Genomic DNA, 26,092 nt, shown 5'->3' with positions numbered 1-26,092 from the left:
CGCCGTTAGAGTGGCGATTCTCGGCAGGAACGGCGACTCTCGCTGCGTGCGGGGGTGCGCGAGTGGCGCCGTTCCTGCGCTTGTCCTCCACAGGTCGGGCGTGCCGGAAGTTATGCACAAGGGCCGGTCAGGGGCGCTTTCGGGGCGCAGGAATGTCGGTGGTTCGCCGTACCGTTGGAGTATGAAAACCATCACAGGACCACCCGGCCGGGCACTCCCGGCCGGCCCTAACCCGGGCGCTGGCCCGGGTGTCGCCCCCGACCAGGGTCAGCCGCTGACACCAACGGCGGTCCACCTGGAGGAACTCGGCGCCCTCATCGATGAGGTCACCGCCATCGACAAGGCGATGGCGGTGCAGGCCGCGGCGCGGGTGGTCGCGATCGACGCGGCGCGGGTCTGCAGCGAGCGGGAGCTCGGCGGGAGTGCGTTCAGTCCGGCGTTGACTCGCCGGTCGCTGGTGGCCGAGCTGGCTTGCGCGTTGCGGATCCCGGAGTCGACCGCTTTGGGGCTGCTGGAGAGCAGCCGGGCCCTGGTCCACGACCTGCCCGACACCCTGGCGGCCCTGGCCGCGGGGCGGATCGGCTACCGGCAGGCGATCGTCCTCGTCAACGAAACCGCGGGACTTCCGGAGGCGGCGGCCCGGCAGCTGGAGCAGGAGGCGTTGCCGTCGGCCGGCCGGTTGACGGCGTCGCAGTTCGAGAGGAAGACCAGGAAGCTGCGGGAGCGGATCGATCCGGAGTCGATCACGGCCCGGCATGTGCGGAGCGTGGCCGACCGGTCACTCAGGTTCGACCCCGCCCGCGACGGGATGGGCTGGCTCAGCGCCTACCTGCCGGCGTCGGATGCTCTCGGCATCTACGGCCAGGTGACGGACCGTGCGATCGCCCTGCAGGGGCCGGACGAGCCGCGCACGCTCACCCAGCTGCGGGCGGACGTGCTCCGCGACCTGCTCCTGCAGACCGGCTGCACGGGGACTGGCTGCACGGAGGCCGGCGGCACGGAGGCCGGCGGCACGGAAACGGCCGGGGCGGCCGGCGGCCTGAGTGGGCTCCGGCCGAACCTGATCGTGACGGTCCCGATGCTCACCCTCCTCGGTGTCACCGAGGAGCCCGGCAGCCTCGACGGGTACGGGCCGATCGATCCGGACACGGCCAGGGCGTTGGCGGCGAAGTGTCCGAGCGCGGTGCGGATCCTCACCCACCCGGAGACCGGCGCGGTGCTCTCGGTCGGCCGGGACCGGTACACGATCCCCGCCTCGCTCCGCACGATGCTTCAGGTGCGGGACGGAACCTGCCGGCACCCCGGGTGCAGCCGGGCGGCCAGCCGCTCGGACATCGACCACGGCCTCGACTGGGCATTCGGCGGACGAACCGACCACAACAACCTCGCCCACCTCTGCCCCGCCAGCCACGCCCTCAAACACGAGGCCGGCTGGAAAGTCAGCCAGGCCCAGGACGGAACCGGCACCCTCACCTGGACCACCCCGACCGGCCACACCTACGTGACCGAGCCCGAAACCCTCATCGGCACCGCCATCAGCGCCGAACTCCGACGCAAAGCCGACGCGTCCGACGGCCCGACCCGCGAGGAGCACTGAGGGCTGAGGGCTGAGGGCTGAGGGCTGAAGGAGCAGGCGGACAACTCAGCTGGAGGGCCTGCGGTAGCTAGCCGCCGTGGAGCGCCGGGACGATCAGGTAGACGCCGAACAGCACCGCACCGACACAGAGCGCGAAACAGGCGTATGCGCCGACCAGGGCGAGCTTCTTCTGATCGTCGGTGAGCGGGTTCGCGGCGAGGGCCTTGCGCGTGCGCTTGGCCTCCTTGGCCGCCCGCTTCGGGGTCAGCACGGTGATCGCCCCGGTGAACTCGGCAGGGCCCACCACCGGGCTGCGGCCCGCGCTGGTCATCAGGCGCAGGCCGAGCGAGTACAGGGACACGATCAGGGCGGATGAGATGAGCGAGGCGCTGGCGACAACGACAAACGCGAGCCAGTCGATCACAGGGCCACCTTCTTTCGGTCCCGGCGAGCCGGCTTCCGCGGGGTCTTGGTGATCCTCACCACGTGACCGGCGTCGTCGATGTCGTGGAGCAGATGGTGGTGTGTCACCCGGCTGCTGCGCGACCACCAGTAGATGCCGGCGACGACGATCGAACCGATGATCACGTCGAGCACGATCCCGACCGGGCCGAGGAGGGCCAGACCGGCGGCGAACGCGCCCATGATGCCGGCGGCAGGCAGGGTGAGCACCCAGCCGAGCGCTATGTGGCCCGCCATCCCCCAGCGCACGGTCGAGCCACGGCGTCCGAGGCCGGACCCGATCACGGAGCCGGAGGCAACCTGGGTGGTCGACAGGGCGAACCCGAGGTGGCTGGAGGCGAGGATGGTGGCGGCGGTGCTGGTCTCCGCGGCGAAGCCCTGGGCCGGCTTGACGTCGGTGAGACCGCGTCCCACGGTCTGGATGATGCGCCAGCCGCCCGTGTAGGTTCCGATCGCGATCGCGAGCGCGCACGACGCGATGACCCAGAACTCCGGTCCGGTCCCGACGGTCTGGTATCCGCCGGCGATCAGGGTCAGGGTGATCACGCCCATGGTCTTCTGCGCGTCGTTGGTGCCGTGCGCGAGGGCGACGAGCGACGACGAGAAGACCTGCGCGTAGCGGAAGCCGCCGCGGCCGTCGGGCCGGCCGGCCTCCCGGCGCGTGAGCGCGTAGGCGAGCCGGGTCGCAATGAAGGCCACAACCCCCACGATGATCGGGGCGATGATCGCCGGCAGGATGACCTTAGCCATCACGACGTCGTAGTCGACCGCCTGGAATCCGACGCCGATGACGGTGGCTCCGATCAGTCCGCCGAAGAGCGCATGGCTCGAGCTGGACGGCAGGCCGCGCAGCCAGGTGATCAGGTTCCAGACGATGGCCCCGATCAGGCCGGCGAAGATGAGCTCCGGGGTGATCAGGATGCCATCCTCACCCTCCTTGATCATGCCGCCGGAAATCGTCCTGGCGACCTCCGTGGACAAGAACGCGCCGATCAGGTTGAGTACGGCCGCGACCGTGACGGCGACTTTGGGTTTCATCGCACCGGTGGCGATCGGGGTCGCCATCGCGTTCGCCGTGTCGTGGAAGCCGTTGGTGAAGTCGAAGATGAGCGCCAGGGCGATCACCAGCACAACGATGAGGGTCAATTCAGGCACGAGCCACAACCGTCTCCAGGTCTTCGCCAAACGTGAATGTTGCGCGCACCGGAGTCCCCGCGAGCACTCCCGGCAGCCAGTGCCGGGCGTCATCCCACATCTCGTCGACGGGCAGGGTCGCCACGTCGAACCATTCGGGGTTGAGCTCGTCGGACTCCCGCGGGGTGCCGGTCCATTCCGTGCAGACGAACACGTTCGATTCCTGGCTCCACGATTCCCGGTGCGGGAACAGGTAGGTCAGCACGCCGAGCGGAACGAGGGCCGCGGTCGTGACGACCAGGCCGGATTCCTCCTCGACCTCGCGGACGGCGGCATCCAGCGCCGATTCGCCCGGCTCGAGTTTGCCGCCCAGACCGACGATGTTGCCGATGCCGAGGCCCTTCTTCTTGCGCCCGAGCAGCACCTGCTGCGTACCGTCCGGAGAGCGTCGCGTGAGGTAGCACACGCACACCTGGGGCAAGTTCATGGAGCCAATCGTAGTGGCGGGCAAGCTCCCAGCGGCGCCCGGCTAGGCTTCGGGGATGGACTTTGTGCCCGCCTCCGGAATGATCACCATGTTTACGACGACCTGGTGCGGCTACTGCTCGCGCCTGAAATCGCAACTCGACCGGGCCGGGATCGGCTACACCGAGGTCAACGTCGAGCAAGTCGACGGCACGTCCGAGCTGGTGATGAGCCTCAATGGGGGCAACCGCACGGTGCCGACGGTGATCTTCCCCGACGGAACCGCCGCGACGAACCCCTCGCTCGCCCACATCCAAACCAAACTCGCCTGAAGCCCCCTCTCCCCTTCCCGCGAAACCTCAGTTGTGCGCGCTAAACGGCGGTCATAACGCGCACAAGTGCGGTTTCGCGGCATGAGGGTTGGTCGGGCAGGGGTCAGCCGAAGAGGACTGCGGCCTCGTCGTAGCGCGCGTCGGGAACGGTCTTCAGGCCGATGGTCGCGTCCGCGATGCTGACGATCTCGATGTCCGTGCCCTTGAGCGAGACCATCGAGCCCCACTGGCCGGCGTAGATCGCGTCGACGGCCGCGAGGCCGAGGCGGGTGGCGAGCACCCGGTCGTAGGCCGACGGGGCGCCGCCACGCTGGGTGTGGCCGAGCACGGTGGCCCTCGACTCCACTCCGGTGCGTTCCTCGATCATCGGGGCGATGATTTCCCCGATGCCGCCGAGACGCGGGCGGTTGAAGGCGTCCAGGCCCTTGGTCGAGTGCGCCTCCTCCATCCCGGCGAGCAGGAAGCCCTCGGAGACGACGATCAGGGGCGCTCGGCCGCGGTCGCGGACGTGCTCCACCCACCCGCAGATCTGCTCGATGGTCTTGGGCTGTTCGGGGATGAGGATCGCGTGCGCGCCCCCGGCCATGCCCGAGTGCAGGGCGATCCACCCGACGTGGCGTCCCATGACCTCGACGACCATGCAGCGGCCATGCGACTCCGCGGTGGTGCGGAGACGGTCGATGGCCTCGGTGGCGATCTCCACGGCCGTGTCGAAGCCGAACGAGTAGTCCGTGGCGGCCAGGTCGTTGTCGATGGTCTTGGGCACGCCCACGATCTTCAGCCCGGCATCCGTCAGGCGGCGCGCCGCGGTGAGGGTTCCCTCGCCGCCGATCGCGATGACCGCATCGATGCCTTCGGCGTCGAGCATCCTCTGGATGTTCTCCGGCCCGCCGTTCTCGCCCTCGAACGGGTTCGTTCGTGAGCTGCCGAGGATCGTCCCGCCCTGGCGGGAGAGGCCCCGCACGCTGTGCCGGTCGAGTTTCATGAACTCGCCCTCGACGAGGCCGCGCCAGCCGTTGCGGATGCCGACGAACTCGGCATCGTGCACGCGCACGCCCTTGAGCACCGCACCGCGGATCACCGCATTCAAGCCCGGGCAGTCACCACCGCTGGTGAGGATACCGATCTTCATTGGGCCGCTCCTTCATGCACACGAATTCATGTCGGCGCCAGTCACCGCCTACATATCATGCTGCCTCCGGGCGACCGGATTCAAATCAGGAACCCTATATTTCGCCGTCGAGCGCCTGACCGAGCAGATAGATGAGCGCGCTGGCCTGCACGGAGTCGGCCGAGGAGATCTCCTCCTCCGAGCCGTCGAGCGCCCGGGCGGCGAGGCCCTGCTTGCTCCCGATGAGCTCGGCGATGCGGGCGTCGATGGTGTGCGCGGCGATGATCCGCCACGCGGTGACGGGCTCGTCCTGGCCGATGCGGTGCACCCGGTCGATCGCCTGGGTCTGCTCGGCGGCGGTCCAACTGAGTTCGGCCAGGACCACGTTCGACGCGGCCTGCAGGTTGACGCCGACGCCGGCCGCGGTGAGCGAACAGACCGCGACCGCGACATCCGGGTCATTGTTGAACGCGTCGATGGCGGCCTGGCGTGCCACCGCGGTCTGGTCTCCGCGCAGGGACACCGTGCGGAGGTCGCGCTTGGCGAAGATCTTCTCCGCGGCATCCATCACGTCGATGTGCTTGGCGAAGAAGACGACCTTGCCGACGGAGTGCGCCAGCTGGGCGGCGTAGTCCGCCGCCAGGCCGGCCTTCGCCTGGCCGATCTTGCGTACCATGGTGAAGACGTTCTCGCCGGTCGTCTGGCCCTTGGACTCTTCGAGTTCGGCGTTGGCGACGGCCCGGATGTAGGCGGTGCGTTGTTCGTCGTCGAGGTCCGCCGGCGCCGTCCCCGGGTGCCTGGCCGCCACGAGTGCGTTGTACCGGGTGACGAGGCGTGCGGCCAGTTCCCGCTCGGCCTGGCGGATGGAGCGTCCCAGGTCGTCATCGAGCTCGACCGGGAGGTCGGCGATGCGCTTGGCCGGCAGGTCGGCTGCGACATCCACCTTGCGCCGTCGCACGATGCCCATGTCGATGACGGCCTTGCGGGCCTCGGCGTAGAAGCCGAAATCGGCCGGTGTCAGGCCGATTTCTTCGAGCTTCGCCATCAGGGCCGGCGCCGGCTTGTCTCCGTCGATCCAGCCGAGGAACTGCCAGATCGCCCGGAAGTCATCGACGTCGTTGATCAGCGGCGTGCCGGTGAGGGCCATCAGCAGCGGATTGCCGCCGGGCGTGCGCCGCCGGATCTGCTCGGCCAGCGCCAGCACGTGCTTGGACCGCTGCGACTGCAGGTTCTTGATGAAGTGCGCCTCGTCAACGACCATGCCCTTGAAACCGAGGGTGCCGAGCCAGGTGCGGTGCCGGTCGAGCACGTCGTAGTTGACGATGACGACGTCGGCGAAGGCGTCCAGGGTGTCGCCGTCACCGTGGATGACGGTGGCCCGGCGGTGCGGGGTCCACAGCTCGACCTCGCGAGCCCAGTTCATCTTGACGACGTTCGGCACGACGGCCAGCAGCGGGTAGGCGCCGGCGACGGATGCGGCCAGCAGGCTCTGCGCGGTCTTGCCGAGGCCCGGCTCGTCGGCGAGCAGGTAGCTGCGGTGGCCGAGGCGCGCGCTTTCGATGAACCTGGCCTGGTGGTGCATGAGTTCCATGCCCCGCGGGGACAGCCGGTCGAGCCGGGGCGCCTCGGGCAGCGCCATGGTGGCAGCCTGTCCGCCGGAGCCGTACTCGAACGATTTGAACAGCGGGCCGAGCAGTTCCCAGTTGGCCAGCCGGCGAACGGTAACGACGGGGCGCGCCTGCGCCGCGCTGAAATCGGGGGCGAGAAAGGGATTCGCAAGCTGCCTGGCCTTGACCGACTTCGGAACGACCTGGTTCTGCGGCAGTTCCGGTTTGGCCTCCGCCTCGCGGGTGATGATGAGTTCGTCGGGGCTCAGCTCGGCGCCGGATTCCAGCAGCCAGTCGCGGCGGAAACGCTGGGCGACGGTGGAGACCCCGGCGTCCGGTTCCAGCAGGGTGATCAGGCTGGTGTCCCTGGCGGCCGTCCTGGCCAGAATCTGGGCGATGCCGTCCAGCCGCTTGAGCAGTTCGGCCCGGTTCACGTCGCCGAGTTCAGAGTCGCCCTTGACCCTGGCGCGTTCCTCGCGCATCAGCAGCGCGATGACCTGGTACTTGGTGCGGTTGGTGGGGCCCAGCTTGCCGCCGGCCTGCGCCTTCGCCTCCACTTCGCGCACCTTGCGCGCGAGAATCGGGATGATCGGGGCATCGTCGTCGCGGGACCTGGGCCGCTGGCGGCTGCCCCTGCTGGGGGCGCTGCCTCGGCTGGCCGAGCCTGAGGCCTGGTGGCGGGTGTTAGCCATGCTTCTCCACTTCACTTCAGAGCGAGTGCGGAAGCACTCGCTCGTCGTGTCGCGGCATCCGCGGATGCCGGTGCGATCGATGCGCCGAACCCTGAGGCGAGCATCGTGCAACTGCGGTTGTGATGCAGGTGCACGGTCGAGACGGTGACCGGGTCCTTCAGGCGCGCCTTCAGTGTACGCCCACGCGGCGGTGCCCGAGCACCGGCACGCGCGCGGGTCAGACTCCTCCGCCGCCTCCGCCGCCGCCCCCGCCGCCGACCGAACCCCCGCCGCCGGAGCCGGAACTCGACGAGCTGCCCGACCAGCTGGCCGAGGTGGTGCTGGCGAACGAGCTGATACCGGCCGCGAAATAGCCGGCGTTGAATCCGCCTGGTCCGCTGTACCAGCCGGGCTGGGTTCCGCCGGCCTCGTAGTACTCTCCCAGGACCCGCGACCACTGCTTCTCCTGGCCGAACAGCACGGCGAAGGGCAGGAGTCGTTCGTAGAGTTTCAGGACCTGCGGCGTTCCCCCGGCGCCGGCGTCGGTCGGCAGCGCCGCCTGGTCGGGCCGGTACGGCGAGCGCAGGGCGCCCTCCGGGCTCTGCAGCACCCGAAGCCGGTCGGCATCGGCGAGCGCGATGTACACCTTCACGCCCTTGAGGTAGTCGCGGAGCTCCGCCCCCGCGGCGGTGAGCGGGCGGACGCTGGCCGTCAGGGCGAGGATGCCGCCGGAGAACGCCGCGCCCAGGATGAGGACCAGGATCGGCCAGGCTCCCCCGATCTCGCTGCCGATCGCGACGGCGCTCGCGCCGATGCTCACGATGCCGGAGACCACGGCGAGGGCGATGAGCCAGACGCGCAGGGCGCCGCCCTTCTTCTGCCGCAGACCCGCGGTGAGCATCCGTTTGCGGGATGCCCGCAGCTCGCGCTGCAGGGCGAGCGAGAGCTTCGCGTCCCTCGCCTTGAGGTCACGGCGGGTGCCCTGTTGCAGCCCGGGGAAGAGCCTGGCGAGGATGCTGCGCTCGGCCTCGTCGACCTGGTCGGCGTGCTCTAATTCGAGCTGGTAATGCTTCTTGCCCTCCACCTCGAGCACGCGCACGTTACCGCGGACAGCGAAGCTGAGGAACTGGGCGGCCATGGCCTTGGTGGTGGCCCGCGCCACGTCCGCCGCCTCGAGCAGGTTGACGCCCTTCGGTGGCAGGTACTCGGCGATAACCGTCGGCCTCCCCGGCTGGCTGCGCCACCGGCCCAGGCGGGCGATCCCGGCCACGACCATCGCGGCCAGGCCGAGCAGGGCAGCCCCGAGCCCGATGCCGGGGAACGGGCTAGCGGTGAACGAGCCGTCCCTGGGCAGGAAGGTCCCGGCCTGGAAGCCGACCGCCAGGGTCAGGCCCTCCTGCGGCCCGAGGCTGCCGGCACTTACGTCGATCCGCCAACGGTCGCCGTCCGCCTCGCTGGTGAGCGTGGCGCAGGACTCGCCGGAAGCACTGGCGCCCTGGTAGCAGCTGGTGGCCCCGGTGAGCTTCGGGACGAGTTCGGGGGCCACGTGCAGCGTCGCGCTCACCTCTCCGAACGGTTGGGCCCACCCGGAGCCGTTCACCTCCCAGTAGAACTCCTCGTCGTCGGCGTTGCTTGGGAACAGCGTCACGTTGGTTTGGCGATACCTGATCGTGTACGTCTGGGCGCCGTGAACGAAGTCGTCGGCCGCGATCGTGACCATCAGGAACCGGCCGTCGTCGCTCGTTTCGGTCTCGTAGTCGCGCGGCGCACCGGTGCCGTCGGTGACGCTCTCGACCGTCAGGTCGGTCGGATGCCCGTCGTAGTGGGTCGGGATGGCGCGACGGATGCCCCGGTTCTGGTCGGCGTCGGGAAACCTGGCCACGATCGCCTCGGTTGTGGTCAGCGTCGAGCGCCCGTCGGCGGAGAGGCCGAGCCGGAAGTCCGAGTGCCAGGAGTCGAACGTGAAGTCCTCGGTGCCCTGGTGCACCGCGCCGATGACGGAAACCCGCGCTGTGGATGCCGCGGCCGCGCCGCCCATCGACCCGACAACGAGCGCGAGGGCGCCGAACAGCGCCACCAGGAGCAAGGCTACTCGACGCATGCGCCCACCTTACCGACGATCAGGCGTGCTGGATCGGTATGGCCGTTGTGGTCGGTGCGTGCAGGAAGAGCGTCTCGAGCGCCGGGCCGAGTTCGACGACCCACGCCGCGTAGCCTTCGTCATTGACGTGGAGCCGGTCGTTGGTGAACGCGGCAGACAGTTCGCCGTCGGGCTCGGCCATCGCCGGCCAGAGGTCCAGGTACTGCGCGTGCTGGGTGGGCGCGAATTGGCGGAGGTGGCGGTTGATCGACCGGATGGTGGTCGCGAATTCACGCTCGCGCGGCAGCACGGACTGCACGAGGAGCCGGGTATGCGGGAGGCGCTTGCGGAGGGTCACGAGGATGGTCTCGATGTTGCGGACGACATACTCGTCCGACCGGCGCCAGCCCAGATCGTTGGTGCCGATCAGCAGCACGACGGCGTCCGGTTCCATCGAGGCGACGGAATCCAGCCGGGCAATGGCCTCGTCGGTGGTGTCCCCGCCGACACCGAGATTCTGCACCTCGAACGTCGGAAGCCATTCCTCCCAGCGGCCAGCCGCTGTAAGTCCGTCCCCGAGAAAAACTATCGATCCCGACATGCAGGCCTCCCTCAAACCATCTCCATCATGCCCCCAACGGGGCGGGGTGGCTAGCACTCCCAGCCGATGCTAGGTTGCGGAACCGGCCGCGCGCCCGGTCCCGGGTCCCGTGCCGGCCAGCCACGACTCGAGGTCGCCGGGCGTGTCCGTGATGATCCCGTCGACCCCGTGGTCCCGCACTTCGCTCCACACGTCCCGGGAATTGAGCGTGTAGCAGATCACGCCGAGCCCCGCCTCGTGCAGCAGCCGCACGGCATCCGGCGCATTCTGGACCGCGGCCGCCGTGGTCGCGAGCGCGATGACACCGAACTGGCGGGCCATCGGCACAGGGTCGCCGGGGAGCTCCCGCACCAGCATGATCCGCGGGTAGCGCGGCGCCGTGAGTTGGAGATTGGCCAGGGTGTCGAGGCTGAAGCTCTGCAGCACGACCCTCGACCGAACGTCATGGCGGTCGATCAGGGTGGTGACCGTGCGCACCTGCTCCACCGTCCAGCCGAACTTCAGCTCGACCAACGCCTTCTTGTCCGATTCCGCCACGCGGGCGAGGAACGCGTCGAGGGTGGGGATCCGGGTGCCGGCATAGGACTTGCCGTACCAGGCGCCCGCGTCGAGCCTCGCGAGCTCGGCCGCGGTGTGGTCGGAGACGCTTCCGTGACCGTCGGTCGTTCGGTCCAGTGTGACGTCGTGGAAGAGGACGGGCACGCCGTCGCTGCTCAGTTGCACGTCGGTCTCGACGAACTCGATGGGTCCGCTGAGCGCCAGGTCGAAGGCGGGCATGGTGTTCTCCGGCGCCGCGGACCCGTCGCCGCGGTGGCCGGCCACGAAGGCGCCTTCACCCGGCGCTCGCAGCGTTCCGAAAACGTCGACGGCCTCGACCCGCTGGGTGAGCGGACCGAGCACGAGCACGAGGACCACGAGGGCCGTCGCCGGGATCGCGAACAGGAGGGACATGCCGCGGACGGACCTCAATGCGCTCATTGCAGGGTAGAGCCTCTCTGGCTGCCCGGCGCCACGCTGCGGTGGACAGTCCGGTCACTCTACCGCGACCCGTTATCGTTCCGTTACCTACGACGCTGCCCCAGCTCGGGGGTGACTTCTGCCGGGCCTGGCTCCTCTGCGGCGGCCTCTTCGGTGATCCGGTTGGCCATGCCGCTGAAGATGATGCCGTGGAATGGGAGGATCGACCACCAGTACAGCCGGCCGCCGAGGCCTCGGGGGAAGAAGATGGCGCGCTGCCGGTAGAGCGCCCCGCCGTCATCCGTGGGTTCGACGCTCAGCTCGAGCCACGCGCGGCCGGGCACCCGCATCTCCGCTCGCAGGCGCAGGAAGCGGCCGCGGTCGATGCGTTCCACCCGCCAGAAGTCGAGCGCGTCGCCGGTGTGCAGGCGGTCCGGATCGCGGCGACCGCGGCGGAGCCCCACTCCGCCGACAACCTTGTCCATCCAGCCTCGGACGGCCCAGGCGAGCGGGAACGAATACCAGCCGTTCTCCCCGCCGATGCCCTCGATCACCCGCCACAGGGCCTCCGGCTTCGCCCGCGTGCGCTTCTGGCGCAGGTCGGTGTACACGAGGTGTCCGGCCCAGTCCGGGTCGCTGGGCAGCGGGTTGCTCGACGCGCCCTCGATCGACGCATTCCGCCAGCTCGTTTCGACCTCGCCGTCGCGCATCCGGCCCAGGGCGAGCCGCACGGCGCGCCGATACCCGGTCAGGCCCCCCTCGGGCCGGGGGATGTACGTGTCGATGTCCCGCTCATGCACCACGCAGTCGTATTGGAGCGACGCGATGATCGGGATGGCGAGGTTGCGCGGGATGGGCGTGACCAGGTTGACCCACTGGGATGCCAGCCAGGGCGTGAGCACGGGGAGGGCCGCGATCGGGCGCTGCCTGAGACCGGCCTCCAGCGCGTAGCCGTTCATCATCTGGCCGTACCGGAGCACATCGGGGCCGCCGATGTCGAAGGTGCGGTTGACGTCGGCCGGGAGGCCGGCGGCGGCCACGAGGTAGTAGAGCACGTCACGCACGGCGATCGGCTGGATGCGGTTGCGCACCCATTTGGGCGCCGGCATGTAGGGCAGCACGTCGGTGAGGTGGCGGATCATTTCGAATGACGTCGAGCCGGATCCGATCACCACGCCGGCTTGCAACGCTGCCGTCGGCACGCCCGAGGCCAGCAGGATCCTGCCCACTTCCGCGCGCGACCGGAGGTGCGGGGAGAGCGTGTCGGTATCGGGGTGGAGCCCGCCCAGGTAGACGATCCGGGAGACGCCGGCGGCTGCCGCGGCTGCCGCGACGTTCTCCGCGGCCGTGCGCTCCGTTGCCTCGAAGTCCCCGCGGGCGCCCATGGAATGCACGAGGTAGTACAGCACGTCAACGTCGGCGCAGGCTTCCCGCAGCGATCCGGGGTCCGCCAGGTCGCCCCGGACGATCTCGACCTGGCCGGCCCAGGGGACATCCGTCAGCTTCTGCGGCGAACGCACGAGTACGCGCACGTTGAAACCCACCTCGAGCAGCAGGGGCACCAACCGGCCGCCGATGTAACCCGTGGCTCCGGTGACCAGGACGCGTCGTGAAGTCATTGCGGCAGTCTAGGTGTCGCGCCTGATCCTCCGGTAGTATTTTGTGTGGCAACGTCCATGGATTTTTGGGCGAGTTTATGGGATTTCGTTGGGTTCTTCTTCTGGACGATGGTGCTCGTCAGCTACCTGTACGTCCTGTTCGCGGTCATCACCGACGTCTTCCGGGATCGCGAAATGAGCGGATGCGGGAAAGCCGGGTGGCTCATCCTCATGCTCTTCGTCCTGGATTCCGGCACCATCAGCGTCGGCGAATTCGAAGCCATCAAGAGCAGGGCCCTCGGCGGCGCCCAGGCCGGGCGGGTCACCGACTAGGTGCACCCCGCCCGGTGCGGCACCGGGTGGATCGGGTCGGGTTAGATCAGGCCCTTCGTGTGCCACACGGTCTTCGTCTCGGTGAACGCGACGATCCGGTCGATCGACGGGGTCGCCGCATCCGGGCCGTTCTCCGGTGGGAGCACGCGCTTGAGCGTCTCGGCGGCCGCGATCTGCAGGTCGACCCAGTCGATGGCTCCGGCCCCGACGAGGTCGAGCGCGTTGACATCCGCGTGGCTGGCCAGCCAGGGCGCGATCTCGGCGGGCGAACCGGTCAGGATGTTCACCACCCCGCCGGGCACGTCGCTGGTCGCGAGCACCTCGCTCAGGCTGATCGCCGACAGCGGCATGGTTTCGTTGGCGATGACCACGACGGTGTTTCCGGCCACCAGTGCCGGGGCGACGACGCTGACGAGGCCGAGCAGCGAGCCACCGGCCTGCGGGGCGACGATCGCCACGATACCCGTGGGCTCGGGAACCGAAATGTTGAAGAAGGGTCCGGAAACCGGGTTCGCGTTGCCGGCAACCTGCACGTACTTGTCGGCCCAGCCGGCGTACCAGACCCAGCGGTCGATGGCCTCGTCGACCTGGGCGGATGCCGCCGCGACGCTCACGCCCTCCGTCTGCACGATCTCGTCGACGAACTGCGCGCGACGCCCCTCGAGCAGCTCCGCGATCCGGTACAGCACCTGGCCGCGGTTGTAGGCGGTTGCGCCGGCCCAGCCGCCCACTGCCGCCCGGGCCGCCACGACGGCCTCGCGGGCATCCTTGCGGGAGGCCTTCGCCGCGTTGGCGAGGAAGTCGCCCTTCTTCGCGAGGATCTCGTACACGCGGCCGGACTCACTGCGCGGGAACTTGCCGCCGATGTAGAGCTTGTAGGTCTTGGGGATGGCGAGGCGGGTCACTTGGCGGCCTTCTTTCGAGCGGAAACGGCGGGGGCTGCGGGAGCGGCAGAGGCGGCAGGAGCGGCAGAGGCGGCAGGAGCGGTGCCCGAACGCGGACGGCTCGGTGCCGGCTTGAGGTACGGCGCCGGCTTGAGGTACGCGGCCAGGCCCGGGCGGCCTCCCTCGCGTCCGTACCCGGATTCCTTGTAGCCGCCGAAGGGACTGGCCGGGTCGAACCGGTTGAAGGTGTTCGCCCAGATGACGCCGGCGCGCAGCTTGTCGGCGACGGCCAGGATGCGGCTGCCCTTGTCGCTCCAGATGCCGGCGGAGAGGCCGTAGGGGGTGTTGTTCGCCTTCGCGATGGCCTCGGCGGGTGTGCGGAAGGTCAGCACCGAGAGCACGGGTCCGAAGATCTCGTCGCGGGCGATGCGGTGGCTGGTCGACACGTTGGTGAAGATCGTCGGCGCGAACCAGAAGCCGTTCTCCGGGATGGCGCAGTCGGCGCTCCAGCGCTCGGCGCCTTCCTGCTCCCCCATGGCGGTGAGCTCGGTGATGCGCCGAAGCTGGTCGGCGCTGTTGATCGCACCGATGTCGGTGTTCTTGTCGAGCGGGTCGCCGAGGCGGAGGGTGGAGATGCGGTCCTTGAGCCGGTCGATGACCTCGTCGTGGATGCTCTCCTGCACCAGGAGCCGGCTGCCGGCGCAGCAGACGTGGCCCTGGTTGAAGAAGATGCCGTTGACGACGCCCTCGATGGCCTGGTCGATCGGCGCGTCGTCGAAGACGATGTTCGCGGCCTTGCCGCCGAGCTCGAGGGTGAGCTTCTTGTCGGTGCCCGCGACGGAGCGGGCGATCGCCCGGCCGACCGCGGTCGAGCCGGTGAAGGCGACCTTGTTGACATCCGGGTGGTTGACGAGCGCCTGCCCGGTGTCGCCAGCGCCGGTGATGATGTTGACCACCCCGGGCGGCAGGTCGGCCTGCTGCAGGATCTCGGCAAAGAGCAGGGCGGTCAGCGAGGTCGTCTCGGCGGGCTTCAGCACGACCGTGTTGCCCGCGGCGAGCGCCGGCGCGATCTTCCACGCCAGCATGAGCAGGGGGAAGTTCCACGGGATGACCTGGGCGGCGACGCCGAGCGAGGCCGGGTTCGGGCCGAGCCCGGCGTGATCGAGCTTGTCGGCCCAGCCGGCGTAGTAGAAGAACCAGGCTGCGACGAGGGGAACGTCGACGTCGCGGCTCTCCTTGATCGGCTTGCCGTTGTCGAGGCTCTCGGCCACGGCCAGTTCACGGGCCCGTTCCTGCACGAGTCGGGCGATGCGGAACAGGTACTTTCCGCGGTCGCTGCCGGAGAGGCGGGACCAGGCACCGGTGTAGGCGCGGCGTGCTGCGGCCACGGCGGCGTCGACATCCGCCGCATTGGCGTTGGCGATCATCGCGATCTGCTTCTCGGTGGCCGGGTTGATGGTCTGGAAGGGTGTGCCTCGTCCGGCGACGAATTCGCCGTCGATGAACAGGCCGTAGTCCGAACGGAGGTTCAGGATCGCCTGCGACTCCGGGGCCGGAGCGTAATCAAGGAAGTTCATGGGATGTCCTAATCGATCGTCACGTAGTCGGGGCCGGAGTAGTGCCCGGTCGTCATCTTCTGGCGCTGCAGCAGCACGTCGTTGAGCAGGCTGGACGCGCCGAAGCGGAACAGGTGCGGCTGGAGCCACTCCTCGCCCACGGTCTCGGCGACGGTCACGAGGTACTTGATCGCGTCCTTGGAGGTGCGGATGCCGCCGGCCGGCTTGACGCCGATCTTCTCGCCGGTCAGGCGGTGCCAGTCGCGCGCCACCTCGAGCATCGACAGGGTCACCGGGAGGGTTGCCGCGGGCGCCACCTTGCCGGTCGAGGTCTTGATGAAGTCGCCGCCGGCGAGGATGGCGAGCCAGGACGCCCTGCGCACGTTGTCGTAGGTGTTGAGTTCGCCGGTCTCCAGGATCACCTTGAGGTGCGCGTGGCTTCCGTCTTGCCGCCGGCAGGCCTCCTTGACGGCGACGATCTCGTCGAAGACGCGCCCATAGTGGCCGGAGAGGAACGCCCCCCGGTCGATCACCATGTCGATTTCGTCGGCACCGGCCGCGACCGCGTCGGCGGTATCGGCCAGCTTGACGGCGAGCGACGCACGCCCGCTCGGGAAGGCCGTGGCGACGGCGGCGACGGCGATGCCGTTACCGGTGCCTGCCGCGTGGGCGGAGCCGAGGGCTTCGACGGCGTGCGGGACCATGTCGCCGTACACGCAGACCGCGGCCACTCGCGGGCAGTCCGGGTCGCCGGCATCCGGGGTGAGGGCCTTGCCCACGAGGGAACGCACCTTGCCTCGGGTGTCGGCACCCTCGAGGGTGGTGAGGTCGATCAGCCCGATGGTCGTGTCGAGCGCCAACTTCTTCGAGGTGGTCTTGATCGAACGGCTGCCGAGGTCGGCCGCGCGCTGTTCGAGGCCGACGGCGTCGATCCCGGGGATGCCGTGCAGGTAGCGGCGCAGGTTCGCGTCGGTGGCCTCACCGCCCAGCAGAGCCAGGGTGCGGTCGCGGGGGGCCAGGCGTGCGGCCAGTTGACTGCTAGTCATGAGTTGTCCTTGCGGTTGGTGTGTGTCATACGTCGTCGCCGAGCAGGGCCCGGGCGGTGTCTTCGTCGGTGACCAGCACGGTGCAGAGCCCGCTGCCGACGATCGCGCGGGCGACGGCGTGCTTGGCGCCGCCGGAGATCACGGCTATGGCGAGGGTCGCCCGCCGCAGTTGTTCAAGCTGGATGCCGAGCGTGCGTTCGTCGAGCTCGGGGTCGACGATGTCGCCGTTCTTGTCGATGTAGCGGCCGACGATGTCGCCCACAGCCCCCCTGCGCACGAGCTCCGCCACCTCGTCCGGGCCCAGGTAGCCGCTGTCGACGAGCGCGGAATGGGCGTCGGCCTGGCCCGCGCTGTAGAGGTATGCGGATGCCCCGGCCGCCTGTTCGAGGACGGCGGCCACGGCGCGGTCCGATTCGATCGCCTGCTTCGTTTCCAGCCGTTCCAGGATGGCCGGACTCGGCAGCAGGGTCGCCGCGCCGAATGCCTTGTGGGCGATGGTGACCGCGGTCGTCGCGGCGGTGCCCGCACGTTTGTTCAGGCTGACGCCGCCGTTGATCTGCACGACGTCGACCCCGGGGGCCCAGCCGTGCTTGAGGTGCAGCGACACGTCGTGGAGGGTGCGGCCCCAGCTGATGCCCAGGGTGCGCGGGATCGGGCGGAGTCCGGTGAGGTAGTCGGCAGCCGCCTGCGCGGTGCGGGACTGGAGTTCCTCGTCGTTGGCCACGCCGACCGACGACACGACGATGGCGTCCGTCAGGCCGGTCGACTCGCGGAGGCGGCGTTCGACGGGAAGCCGCCGGGCGCGCGGATGCACGATCTCGATCCGGATGAATCCGCTCGCCTTCGCCTGGGCGAGGAGCCGGCCGACCTTCCAGCGGGTGAGGCGCAGGATCGATCCGATCTCATCCTGCGTCTTGTTCTCTTCGTAGTAGAGCTCGGCGGCACGAATGGACATCAACTCGTCGGTATTGATCACCCGGGGCACTCTCCATTCGCGTCGTCCCCCAGCCTAGGAGTCACGGAGCATCCGAACAACAGCTGTGGGGCATATTGCTCATATGAGCAGGAGGGGCTGCCCGGTCACGCCCTAGGCTCGGAGCATGACCTCAAGTACCGGGCCGATCAGAGCCGTTCTCGCCGTGGATCTCGGCGGAACCAAGGTCGAAGCCGTCCTCGTCGATCACCGGGGGAACCTGCTCCCGGGGAGCCGGCACCGCTCCCCCACCGGACCGACCGCCACCAGCGAGGAGCTCGCGCGCAGCGTCACGTCAGCCGTCACCCTGGCGCTGGCCGGCCTGCCGGCCGGGGCGACCCTCGTCGGCGTGGGAATCGGCTCCGCCGGCCCGATCACGGTCGCCTCGGGATCGGTCTCCCCGCTCAACCTCCCGGCCTGGCGCGAGTTCCCGCTGCGCGACCTGGTGCTGGGGCTCGTCCCGGATGTCCCGGTGCGGCTGCGGCTGGACGGCCTCTGCATCACGCTCGCCGAGCACTGGCTCGGCGCCGGCCAGGGCGTCGGCAACCTGATGGGCATGGTCGTCTCCACCGGGGTGGGCGGCGGCCTCATCCTGGACGGCCGGACGGTGTCGGGCGCGACCGGCAATGCCGGCCACATCGGCCACGTCGAGGTCGGCGGGTTCGACGACCCGTGCGCCTGCGGCGGACGCGGTTGCCTCGAGGCGATCGCATCCGGACCGCGGACCGTCGCCTGGGCCAGGGCCCAGGGCTGGTCCGGCCGAACCGGCGAGGACCTCGCTGCCGCCTACGCGGCCGGCGACGAGATCGCGGAGCGCGCCGTACGGCGGAGCGGCGGTGCCATCGGCCAGGCGATCGCCTCGGCCACCAACCTGGTCGACCTGGACCTCGTCGCGATCGGCGGGGGGTTCTCCCATGTGGCACCCGAGCTGTTCGACGCCATCCGCGAGGCGATCGCCGAACGCACCGAGTTCGCCTTCGCGACGAAGGTGAGGGTCGTGCATTCCGCCCTGACCGCCGACGGGCCGCTGATCGGCGCCGCTGCGCTCATCCACCGCGCCGAACTGGTCCCCTAGTCCGGAGTGCGGGCCCGGTTCAGGTCGTCCTCGAGCATGTGCGGCCGCGCGATGACCGCGCCGGCGACGGTCACCGCGAGCGCAGTGGCCGTGAGGAAGATCAGCGGCGCCAGCCAGTCGCCGGTCAGCTCGTGCAGCACCCCGACCACCAGCGGGCCGAACGCGCCGAGCGTGTAACCGACTCCCTGCACGAAGCCGCTCATCGCGACGGCGCCCTCGTGCGTGCGGGTACGGAGATTGATCAGCACGAGCGCGAGAGGGAAGAGCAGCTGGCCGAGGCCCGTCGCCGACACCCAGAGCCAGGTCAGCGGCGCGGGCGCGAAGATCAGGCCGAGGTATCCGATCACAAAACAGAACGCGCCGGCGTACACGATCAGGCCGACGTTCTTCATCCGCGCGGTGAGCACGGGGATGATCACCGCGCACGGGATGCCCATGGCCGCGAACAGGGACAGCAGGGTGCCCGCCTCCCTCTCCGTCACAAGCGACCGGTCGACGAGCAGCTGGGGCAGCCAGGCGAACATTGAGTAGGCGTTGAGGGACGAGACGGCGAAGACGGCGGCGATCGCCCAGGCCACGCTCGAGTGCCGAATCCGGCCGAGGAGGGCCGGTTCTGCTTCCTCGACAACAGGGGTCGGCACGCTCCGGGTGCGGTGGCGCACGAGCATCGTGATCCACGGGACGAGGGCGATCAGGGCGAGGACGCTCCACATGGCCAGCGAGACGCGCCAGCCGGCGGCATCCGCCACCGGGACCGCAACGAGCGGGGGCACCAGCGTGCTGAACGAGATGACCGTGACGTACAACGACGTCACCAGGCCGACCCGATCCGGGAAGTACTTCTTCACCAGGGGCGGCAACAGCACGTTGCCGACGCCCAGGCCGGCGAAGGTGACCACGCTGCCCAGCAGCAGCACGGCCAGCGAGCCGGACAGGCCCCGCGCCAGGTGGCCGACCAGCAGGGCGACGAGCGAGAGCGCGAGCACGGTCTCGAGTCCGTGGCGCTTCGTGAACATCGGGGTGAAGATGCCGAACAGGGCGAAACACACCGGCGGCAGCATGCCGACGACACCGATGGCCAGGGCTTCGAGGGGGATGTCGACGTCGATCCGGGTGATGATCGGCGAGAGCGCGGCGACGGCCGTGCGCAGATTCGCGGCCACGAGCAGGATGCCCAGCAGGGCCAGCGTGCGACCGGCCCACAGGCTTCGGGCTCGGGTTTCGGTCACCGGACAAGTCTAGGGACCCGGACGCCCTCCCCCGCCCGGTTTCCCGCGCCTAGGCTGGACCCATGGCAGACCTCGCGAAGTACCTCCCGCTCAGCCGACGCCCGGCCGGCGACGAGTCCGGCGCGAACTCCAACTGGAGCGGTCACCTCACTGCCACGCTCACAGCGACCGCGGACCTGCTCGACGGGCTCGCGGCCGAGCAGTGGGAGGCGCCGAGCCTCTGCGCGGAATGGCGGGTGAGGGATGTCGCCGGCCACATCGTCTGGCGCCTGGGCAGTTCCAGCCGCGACCTCGTGCACACCGCGGCCCGCGCCTACCTCGGCCACTTCGTCAATCCGAACCGGGCAATCGACGTGGTGAGTCGGGCGGCGGCCGAGGCGGCGCCGGCGGACCTGGTCGCCCGGATCCGGCAGATTGCGGCGGACAAGGCCGCCGGCCGCGGGCGCTGCGGCATCATCGAACTCACCGAGGCCGTCGTGCACGGCTACGACATCGCCCGCCCGCTCGGGCTCAGCCTGATGCTCGCACCGACCGCCTCCGGCGCCGTCGCCCTCCGGCGGAGCCTGATCGCACCCACCGGGATCAAGGCCGTCCTGCACGGCCGCACCCTTGTGGCCACGGATGCCGACTGGAGCGTCGGCCGCGGCCCGGCCCTCCCCGGCACGGCCGAGGAGATCGTGCTGTTCCTCTTCAATCGAGGCCCCCTCCCCGCCTCTCCCCCTCCCGCCGCCTCTCCCCCTCCCGCCGCCTCTCCCCCTCCCGCCGCCTCTCCCCCTCCCGCGAAACCGCAGTAGTGCGCGCTAAACGTCGAGAATAACGCGCACGACTGCGGTTTCGCGGGGAGCGGGAAGGGGGAAGAGGCGGGGGTCAGACGAGGAGGGCTCGGACGCGGTCCACGTCGTCGCGCATTTGTGCGATCAGCGGCTCGATGCCGGTGAAGGCGACCATGCCGCGGATGCGTTCTTCGAATGCCACCTCCACCACATGGCCGTACAGGTCGATGTCGCGGTCGAGCACGTAGGCCTCGACCTGCTTCTGGGCCACGCCGTCGAAGGTCGGGTTGTTGCCCACCGAAATCGCCGCCGGGTACCGGGTGCCGTCATCCGTCAGCCAGCCCGCGTAGACGCCGTCGGCCGGCACGAGCCCCTCGGAGTCGGGCGACAGGTTCGCGGTGGGGAAGCCCAGCTCGCGGCCGCGGGCGGCACCGTGAACGACGACTCCGCGTACGGAGTGAACGTGCCCGAGCAGCTCGGCGGCGGCCTGCGTTTCGCCCGCCAGGAGCAGCCCGCGAACCACGGAGGAGGAGACCCTGGTGACCTCGTCGGGTTTGACGTCGTCGACCAGCCGCACGTCGAAACCGAAGCGGCGGCCGAGTCGCTGCAGCAGGGTGACGTCGCCCGCGCCTTTGGCACCGAATCGGAAGTCCCGGCCGACCAGGACCTGCCTCACGCGCAGCGCCTTGACGAGGACCTTCTCGATGAACTCCTCGGGCGGCAGCGAGGCGAGGGCCTCGTTGAACTCCAGCACGACCGTGGCGTCGACGCCGGTCTCGGCCAGCAGTTCGAGCTTCTGCCCCGAGCTGAGGAGCGCCTCCGGGCAGGTGGCCGGCGACAAGAGGGCCAGCGGATGCCGGTCGAAGGTCACGACGACGGCAACAAGTCCGTGCGCCCGGGCGACGGTCTTCAACTCGGTCAGCACGGCCCGGTGGCCGACGTGGACGCCGTCGAACTTGCCGATGCTGACCGCCGATGCCGGCCAGTCGGCCGGGATCCTTGCTATCCCGTGGAACGTCTTCATGAGTCGCTCGTCACGGGCTCGACCCCGGCCACGGGGTGGCGGGCCAGCCACCACATCCCGAGGACAGGCAGCGCGAGCGGGATGAACAGGTACCCGCGGCCGAAGACCGACCACACGGTGTCGTGCGGGAAGAGGGCGGGGTCGACGAGGCTGAGGGTGCCGATGACGAGCACGCCGAGCAGCTCGAACGTGATCGTGATCCAGGCCGTGCGGTACCAGCCGCGACCCCGGTTGACGAGCGCGACCGTGGCCACGATGTACACGACCGCGGCAAGCGCGGACAGCGAGTAGGCCAGTGGGGCCTGGTCGTACTTTCCGACGATCTGCACGAAGGAGCGCCCCGTGGCGGCCAGCGCCAGCACCCCGTACACGGCTATCAGGAGTCGGCCGACGCCGGTCACTCGATTCGGTCGGGCAGCTGTCTGGGGCCGTAGTTCAGTCATCGCTAGGCAATTATCGCAGTATCAGGCGGCCTGCACTGTCCAGATCTGCAGCATCCGGTAGAGCATGACCGCGACGGACAGGCACGCCACGCCCAGGATGACCGTGCTCCAGCGGCTGCGCTCGATCAGGGCCCACAGCCCGGCGGCAAGGGGCAGCAGGATGGCGCTGATCAGGTAGACGTAGAACTCGAGCAGGCTTCCGCTCGCGGTGTTGCCGGTGAGCGGGGCGACGACGGCCACGACCAGCTGCGCGAGGAGCAGCACCTCGACCAGGGCGGTCGCCCCCATGGTGAGGTCGGTCGGTTTACGGCCGGCCAGCCCGAGTCCGACGCAGAGAGCGCCGCCGAGCACCGCGACCGCCAGCTGTAGCCAGGCGAACCACTCGATCATGTGACATCCGCCTGATCCGAGAGCGTGGCCTTGTCGGGCGCGGCCTCGTCGGGCGGGAAGTTGATCAGCGATTTCGCCTGGTCGCCGCGGTACTCGACCAGTCCGATCAGACGTCCGTCGGGCGCGATCGCCGCGATCGGGCCCGCCTGGCTGCCCGCCGGGTCGACGGTGATGCGCTTGCCGTGGCCGAGGTCGATCGCCTGCTGTTCGCTGAGGTCGAGGCGGCCGAGCAGCCGCGTTGCCGCGTCGGCGGGACCGATCAGCGCGGACGCGACGTCCAGTTCGTCGAGGGGCTGGGCCGCCTCGAGCCGGAAAGGCCCGATCCGCGTGCGGCGCAGGCTGGTGAGGTGTCCGCCGACGCCGAGCGCGGCGCCGAGGTCGCGGGCGAGGGCACGGATGTAGGTGCCGGAGGAGCAGACGACCCGCACCTCCAGGTCGAGGAATCCGTCCACCGCGGTGCTCGAGAGGAGCTCGAACACGCTGACGGTGACCGGCCTGGCCGGGAGTTCGACGTCTTCGCCGTCCCGCACGCGCGCGTAGGCCCGTTTGCCGTCGACCTTGATCGCGCTCACCGCGCTCGGCTGCTGGCTGATGAAACCGGTGAGAGTGGCGATGCCGGCCTCGACGGCCCCCGGACGGATGGCCGCAACGGTCTCCGCGGGGGCGCGGACGAGCTGCTCGCCCTCGGCGTCATCCGTCGTCGTCGACGCGCCCAGCCGAATCGTGGCCAGGTATTCCTTGTCGAGCCCGACGATGTAGGTGAGCAGGCGGGTGGAGCTGTCGACGCCGAGGATGAGCAGGCCGGTCGCCATCGGGTCGAGCGTCCCGGCGTGGCCGACCTTGCGGGTTCCGGCGAGGCGCCGGGTGCGGGCGACCGCGTCGTGGCTGGTCCAGCCCTGCGGCTTGTCGATGAGGAGGAGGCCGCTGGTCACACGTCGAGGCTACCAGCGCCGCCCCCGTAGGATGTGAGCCGTGAGAATCGCGGTGATCGGAGCGGGCGCCCTCGGCGGCACGTTCGCGACCCTGCTCGCCCGAGCCGGCCACGACGTCACCGTCACCGCGCGCGGCCCCGGGCTGGCTGCGATCCGCGCCGACGGCATCCGGTTGTCCGGCGCGTTCGGCGACGCGGAGGCGAGGCCGCGCGCCCTCGAGCGGCTTGTGGAGACGCCCGAGCTGACCCTGGTCTGCACCAAGGCTCAGGATGCCGCGGCCGCCCTCTCGGCAAACGCCGCGTTCATCGACGGGTCGCCGGTGATTGTCGTACAGAACGGCCTGGACGGGGTGAACACGGCGGAACGGCTGCTCCCCCACTCCGACTGTTTCGGCGCCCTGGTGATCATCGCGGCCAACTACACCGAACCGGGTCGGGTGACGGTGACGACCGCGGCTCCGAGCTACCTCGGCCGCGGGAGCGGCCCGGCCGACGCGCTTGCGCGCGCATGGCAGGCCGTGCTTGCCGAGGCGGTGCCGGTCACTGCCATCGACAATTTCGTGGGCGCCCAGTGGACCAAGCTGATCGTGAACATGCTCAACGCACTGCCGGCCATCACCGGGCTGAGCGTGCAGGCGGTCGTCGACCATGCCGGTCTGCGCCGGGTGATGACGGCGAGCATGCGGGAGGCCGTTCGCGTCGGTCTGAAGCGAGGCGTGCACTTCGGCGCGCTGCAGGGGCTCGGCCATCGGCGGCTGCGGGTATTCTCGCTGCTGCCGCTGTGGCTGGGCCAACTGCTGCCGCGGATGATGCGGGCGCGGATGGGCAACGTGCCGAACCTCGGCTCGACCCAGCAGAGCATCCGCCGCGGCCAGCGCACCGAAATCGACTTCCTCAACGGAGCGATCGTGCGGGAGGCGGGCATCGCCGGCGTCGCCGCGCCGGTGAACGCGCTGCTCACCGCCCTCGTGCACGAGGTCGAGACTCGCGGCGCCTCCCTGACCCCCGCCGACGTCATCGCCCGCGTCGACGCCCTCCCCCTCTAGCCTCCCCCTCCCCGTCCCCGTCCCTCGCCGCCTCCGCCCCCTGACCTCCGTCGTATCCCTCCGCCGAACTGTGAGTTTGGCACCTTCCCTGGGCGTTTAGGGTGCCAAACTCACAGTTCGGCGGGGAGGCGTGGACGGGTTCGGAGACTGACGTCGCGAATCGACCCTAGATTGGGAAGGGTGAACGCCGCCGCCCACACGCCCTCCATCGCCCCGTCGATCACGGCCTGGTTCGACGCCCACGGCAGGGATCTGCCGTGGCGCCGCGAGGGCTTCTCCGCCTGGGGCACCCTGGTCAGCGAATTCATGCTGCAGCAGACCCCGGTCAGTCGCGTCATCCCCCGGCTCGAGGAGTGGCTCGATCGCTGGCCCACGCCAGCCGATCTGGCAGCCGTGCCTCCGGGCGAGGCGGTGCGCGCCTGGGCGACCCTCGGCTACCCGCGGCGCGCCCTCTGGCTGCATTCTGCCGCGGTCGAGATCACCGAGCGCCACGGCGGTGAGGTTCCGGACGACGTCGACGCGCTGCTGGCCCTCACCGGGATCGGCGATTACACGGCCAGAGCGGTCGCCGCCTTCGCGTACGGACACCGGCATCCGGTCGTCGACACGAACACGAGGCGGGTCATCGCGCGGGCCGTCGGCGGCCAGGGCGAACCCGCTCCGCCGTCCGGGCGGCGCGACCTCGAAGCCATGTCGGTGCTGCTTCCGGAGAGCCGAGGCGAGGCGGCCGCCTTCAACGCGGCGATCATGGAACTCGGCGCCCTGGTCTGCACCGCCCGGAAGCCCGGCTGCGACGTATGCCCGATTCGGAATGCGTGCGCCTGGCGGGCGGCGGGCTACCCGGAAAGCACCGGGCCTCGCAAGCCCGTGCAGAAGAAATTCGCGGGAAGCGACCGGCAGGTGCGCGGGCTGATCATGGCCGAGCTGCGGGCGACGCGGCATCCGGTGACGGATGCCGAGATCGACGGACTCTGGCCCGACCGGGCCCAGCGCGGGCGCGCCCTGGTCGGCCTCCTGGCCGACGGACTCGCCGTCCGGGCGCCGGGCGGCTACACCCTGCCGCACTAACGGCGGATCGGTCGCGCCTGAGGGGTCGCAAATCGACCTTCAACCGGCCAACGAAGGTCGATCTGCGACCCCTCGGTGTGTCGATCAGTGAGTGGCGGCCGACGGATTAGTCGGCGGCGTGCGCCCCGCGGGACACGGGCTCGTCTGCGTCGTCGTCGTCATCGTCATCGTCATCGTCGGCGTCGTCGTCGTCGTCGTCGGCTTCTTCCAGATCGCGAGACTTGTACGGGTCTGCGTCGCCGGCATACTGGGCCGTGCGGGCGAGCTGCTCCACCTCGGTGTCGCGGTCGCGCGCCTCACGCAGGAGGTCGTCGATCAGCGCGGCATTCTCCGGGATGGCGTCGGCGATGAATTCGAGGGACGGCGTGAGCCTGGCGGTGATGTTCTTGCCCACCTCGCTGCGCAGCATGCCCGTGGCGGCCTTGAGCGCCGCGGCGCTGTCCGTGCGCTCCTCTTCGTTGCCGTAGACCGTGTAGAAGACCGAGGCGTGCTGCAGGTCGCCGGTCACCTTGACGTCCGTGATGGTCACAAAACCAAGTCTCGGATCGCGGAGGCCGCGTTCGAGACGCTTGGCCACGATGACCTTGATGCGGTCCGCCATCTTCCTGGCGCGTGCCGGATCTGCCATGACTAACTCCCTTTTCCCAAAACTCTGACGCTCTTAAGCTTTCCAGGGGTCCCCGCTCGCTTCCCTTTTTAGGGGGAGGATCGCGGAGACCCCTGAAGC

26 protein-coding genes are annotated in these 26,092 nt (G+C 69.8%); 7 read left to right on the top strand and 19 right to left on the bottom strand.

Annotated elements, in window-relative coordinates:
• Nucleotides 1-181 precede the first annotated feature (181 nt).
• Nucleotides 182-1,597: an HNH endonuclease signature motif containing protein gene (locus tag E3T54_RS16090; RefSeq protein ID WP_166804946.1), complete on the top strand. Its 1,416-nt coding sequence runs from the start codon at nucleotides 182-184 to the stop codon at nucleotides 1,595-1,597.
• A 67-nt stretch (nucleotides 1,598-1,664) separates the two neighbouring features.
• Here E3T54_RS16090 and E3T54_RS16085 read toward each other — a convergent pair whose 3' ends face one another.
• From E3T54_RS16085 to E3T54_RS16075, 3 genes are read right to left on the bottom strand one after another with little or no spacing between them, the layout of a single operon-like run.
• Nucleotides 1,665-2,000, bottom strand: a complete 336-nt coding sequence (locus tag E3T54_RS16085) for a peptidase (protein ID WP_134476527.1) — start codon at nucleotides 1,998-2,000, stop codon at nucleotides 1,665-1,667.
• Nucleotides 1,997-3,193, bottom strand: coding sequence for an inorganic phosphate transporter (locus E3T54_RS16080; protein ID WP_174844439.1), 1,197 nt, complete (start codon nucleotides 3,191-3,193; stop codon nucleotides 1,997-1,999). The genes E3T54_RS16085 and E3T54_RS16080 overlap by 4 nt, the downstream gene beginning before the upstream one ends.
• Entirely contained in the window at nucleotides 3,186-3,659 is a 474-nt protein-coding gene (locus tag E3T54_RS16075) for an 8-oxo-dGTP diphosphatase (RefSeq protein ID WP_092321560.1), read from the bottom strand. The genes E3T54_RS16080 and E3T54_RS16075 overlap by 8 nt, the downstream gene beginning before the upstream one ends.
• Nucleotides 3,660-3,714: 55 nt before the next feature.
• Here E3T54_RS16075 and E3T54_RS16070 point away from each other — a divergent pair, with 55 nt between their 5' ends.
• Nucleotides 3,715-3,969 (top strand): mycoredoxin, encoded by a 255-nt coding sequence (locus E3T54_RS16070; protein WP_134476525.1) that lies wholly within the window; start codon nucleotides 3,715-3,717, stop codon nucleotides 3,967-3,969.
• Between the two features lie 103 nt (nucleotides 3,970-4,072).
• On the opposite strand, the gene E3T54_RS16065 is transcribed toward E3T54_RS16070, so the two are convergent.
• The 6 genes from E3T54_RS16065 to E3T54_RS16040 all read right to left on the bottom strand — a co-directional run bounded on the left by E3T54_RS16065 (nucleotide 4,073) and on the right by E3T54_RS16040 (nucleotide 12,615).
• Entirely contained in the window at nucleotides 4,073-5,101 is a 1,029-nt protein-coding gene (locus tag E3T54_RS16065) for a 6-phosphofructokinase (RefSeq protein ID WP_092321562.1), read from the bottom strand.
• 94 nt (nucleotides 5,102-5,195) lie between these two features.
• The gene (locus E3T54_RS16060; protein ID WP_092321563.1) at nucleotides 5,196-7,379 is read right to left on the bottom strand and encodes a DEAD/DEAH box helicase; all 2,184 of its coding nucleotides are present in this window, start codon (nucleotides 7,377-7,379) and stop codon (nucleotides 5,196-5,198) included.
• A 217-nt stretch (nucleotides 7,380-7,596) separates the two neighbouring features.
• Nucleotides 7,597-9,459, bottom strand: a complete 1,863-nt coding sequence (locus E3T54_RS16055; RefSeq protein ID WP_134476524.1) for a DUF2207 domain-containing protein — start codon at nucleotides 9,457-9,459, stop codon at nucleotides 7,597-7,599.
• A 19-nt stretch (nucleotides 9,460-9,478) separates the two neighbouring features.
• Nucleotides 9,479-10,039 (bottom strand): GDSL-type esterase/lipase family protein, encoded by a 561-nt coding sequence (locus tag E3T54_RS16050; RefSeq protein WP_134476523.1) that lies wholly within the window; start codon nucleotides 10,037-10,039, stop codon nucleotides 9,479-9,481.
• Between the two features lie 69 nt (nucleotides 10,040-10,108).
• Nucleotides 10,109-11,017 carry a glycerophosphodiester phosphodiesterase family protein gene (locus E3T54_RS16045; RefSeq protein WP_134476522.1) on the bottom strand — a complete coding sequence of 303 codons (909 nt, stop codon included), beginning with the start codon at nucleotides 11,015-11,017 and terminating at the stop codon, nucleotides 10,109-10,111.
• A gap of 83 nt (nucleotides 11,018-11,100) precedes the next feature.
• Nucleotides 11,101-12,615, bottom strand: coding sequence for an SDR family oxidoreductase (locus tag E3T54_RS16040; protein ID WP_134476521.1), 1,515 nt, complete (start codon nucleotides 12,613-12,615; stop codon nucleotides 11,101-11,103).
• Between the two features lie 45 nt (nucleotides 12,616-12,660).
• Between E3T54_RS16040 and E3T54_RS16035 the strand changes: the two genes are divergently transcribed.
• Nucleotides 12,661-12,927, top strand: coding sequence for a hypothetical protein (locus tag E3T54_RS16035; protein ID WP_370255631.1), 267 nt, complete (start codon nucleotides 12,661-12,663; stop codon nucleotides 12,925-12,927).
• A gap of 41 nt (nucleotides 12,928-12,968) precedes the next feature.
• Here E3T54_RS16035 and E3T54_RS16030 read toward each other — a convergent pair whose 3' ends face one another.
• Genes E3T54_RS16030 through E3T54_RS16015 form a run of 4 tightly spaced genes read right to left on the bottom strand, consistent with a single transcriptional unit; the run spans nucleotide 12,969 to nucleotide 17,389 of the window.
• On the bottom strand, nucleotides 12,969-13,832 hold the full coding sequence (locus E3T54_RS16030; protein WP_092321569.1) for an aldehyde dehydrogenase family protein: 864 nt from the start codon (nucleotides 13,830-13,832) through the stop codon (nucleotides 12,969-12,971).
• Nucleotides 13,829-15,388, bottom strand: coding sequence for an aldehyde dehydrogenase family protein (locus E3T54_RS16025; protein ID WP_134476520.1), 1,560 nt, complete (start codon nucleotides 15,386-15,388; stop codon nucleotides 13,829-13,831). The genes E3T54_RS16030 and E3T54_RS16025 overlap by 4 nt, the downstream gene beginning before the upstream one ends.
• Nucleotides 15,389-15,396: 8 nt before the next feature.
• Entirely contained in the window at nucleotides 15,397-16,413 is a 1,017-nt protein-coding gene (deoC, locus tag E3T54_RS16020) for a deoxyribose-phosphate aldolase (RefSeq protein ID WP_134476519.1), read from the bottom strand.
• 25 nt (nucleotides 16,414-16,438) lie between these two features.
• Nucleotides 16,439-17,389, bottom strand: a complete 951-nt coding sequence (locus E3T54_RS16015) for a sugar-binding transcriptional regulator (RefSeq protein WP_134476518.1) — start codon at nucleotides 17,387-17,389, stop codon at nucleotides 16,439-16,441.
• A 124-nt stretch (nucleotides 17,390-17,513) separates the two neighbouring features.
• Between E3T54_RS16015 and E3T54_RS16010 the strand changes: the two genes are divergently transcribed.
• Nucleotides 17,514-18,461: an ROK family protein gene (locus E3T54_RS16010; RefSeq protein ID WP_134476517.1), complete on the top strand. Its 948-nt coding sequence runs from the start codon at nucleotides 17,514-17,516 to the stop codon at nucleotides 18,459-18,461.
• On the opposite strand, the gene E3T54_RS16005 is transcribed toward E3T54_RS16010, so the two are convergent.
• Entirely contained in the window at nucleotides 18,458-19,690 is a 1,233-nt protein-coding gene (locus E3T54_RS16005; RefSeq protein WP_134476516.1) for an MFS transporter, read from the bottom strand. The two genes, E3T54_RS16010 and E3T54_RS16005, sit on opposite strands and share 4 nt — an antisense overlap.
• A gap of 62 nt (nucleotides 19,691-19,752) precedes the next feature.
• Here E3T54_RS16005 and E3T54_RS16000 point away from each other — a divergent pair, with 62 nt between their 5' ends.
• On the top strand, nucleotides 19,753-20,484 hold the full coding sequence (locus E3T54_RS16000) for a maleylpyruvate isomerase family mycothiol-dependent enzyme (RefSeq protein ID WP_134476515.1): 732 nt from the start codon (nucleotides 19,753-19,755) through the stop codon (nucleotides 20,482-20,484).
• Between the two features lie 73 nt (nucleotides 20,485-20,557).
• Here the strand turns inward: E3T54_RS16000 and E3T54_RS15995 are convergent, their stop codons facing one another.
• Genes E3T54_RS15995 through truB form a run of 4 tightly spaced genes read right to left on the bottom strand, consistent with a single transcriptional unit; the run spans nucleotide 20,558 to nucleotide 23,252 of the window.
• The gene (locus E3T54_RS15995; RefSeq protein WP_134476514.1) at nucleotides 20,558-21,487 is read right to left on the bottom strand and encodes a bifunctional riboflavin kinase/FAD synthetase; all 930 of its coding nucleotides are present in this window, start codon (nucleotides 21,485-21,487) and stop codon (nucleotides 20,558-20,560) included.
• Nucleotides 21,484-21,930, bottom strand: a complete 447-nt coding sequence (locus tag E3T54_RS15990) for a hypothetical protein (RefSeq protein ID WP_134476513.1) — start codon at nucleotides 21,928-21,930, stop codon at nucleotides 21,484-21,486. The genes E3T54_RS15995 and E3T54_RS15990 overlap by 4 nt, the downstream gene beginning before the upstream one ends.
• 21 nt (nucleotides 21,931-21,951) lie before the next feature.
• Nucleotides 21,952-22,320: a hypothetical protein gene (locus E3T54_RS15985; RefSeq protein WP_134476512.1), complete on the bottom strand. Its 369-nt coding sequence runs from the start codon at nucleotides 22,318-22,320 to the stop codon at nucleotides 21,952-21,954.
• A complete protein-coding gene (gene truB / locus E3T54_RS15980) occupies nucleotides 22,317-23,252 on the bottom strand; it encodes a tRNA pseudouridine(55) synthase TruB (protein WP_134476511.1) in 936 nt (311 codons plus the stop codon). Before truB ends, E3T54_RS15985 begins: the two co-directional genes overlap by 4 nt.
• Nucleotides 23,253-23,292: 40 nt before the next feature.
• On the opposite strand from truB, the gene E3T54_RS15975 reads away from it, so the two are divergent.
• On the top strand, nucleotides 23,293-24,297 hold the full coding sequence (locus E3T54_RS15975) for a ketopantoate reductase family protein (protein ID WP_134476510.1): 1,005 nt from the start codon (nucleotides 23,293-23,295) through the stop codon (nucleotides 24,295-24,297).
• Nucleotides 24,298-24,477: 180 nt separating this feature from the next.
• Nucleotides 24,478-25,365 carry an A/G-specific adenine glycosylase gene (locus E3T54_RS15965; RefSeq protein WP_241977265.1) on the top strand — a complete coding sequence of 296 codons (888 nt, stop codon included), beginning with the start codon at nucleotides 24,478-24,480 and terminating at the stop codon, nucleotides 25,363-25,365.
• Between the two features lie 106 nt (nucleotides 25,366-25,471).
• Here E3T54_RS15965 and rbfA read toward each other — a convergent pair whose 3' ends face one another.
• Nucleotides 25,472-25,993, bottom strand: coding sequence for a 30S ribosome-binding factor RbfA (gene rbfA, locus E3T54_RS15960; RefSeq protein ID WP_134476509.1), 522 nt, complete (start codon nucleotides 25,991-25,993; stop codon nucleotides 25,472-25,474).
• Nucleotides 25,994-26,092: the final 99 nt, after the last annotated feature.

Source organism: Cryobacterium sp. Sr8, assembly GCF_004403225.1.
Classification (GTDB): Bacteria; Actinomycetota; Actinomycetes; order Actinomycetales; family Microbacteriaceae; genus Cryobacterium; species Cryobacterium psychrotolerans.
This window is presented reverse-complemented; position numbering and strand designations above follow the sequence as displayed.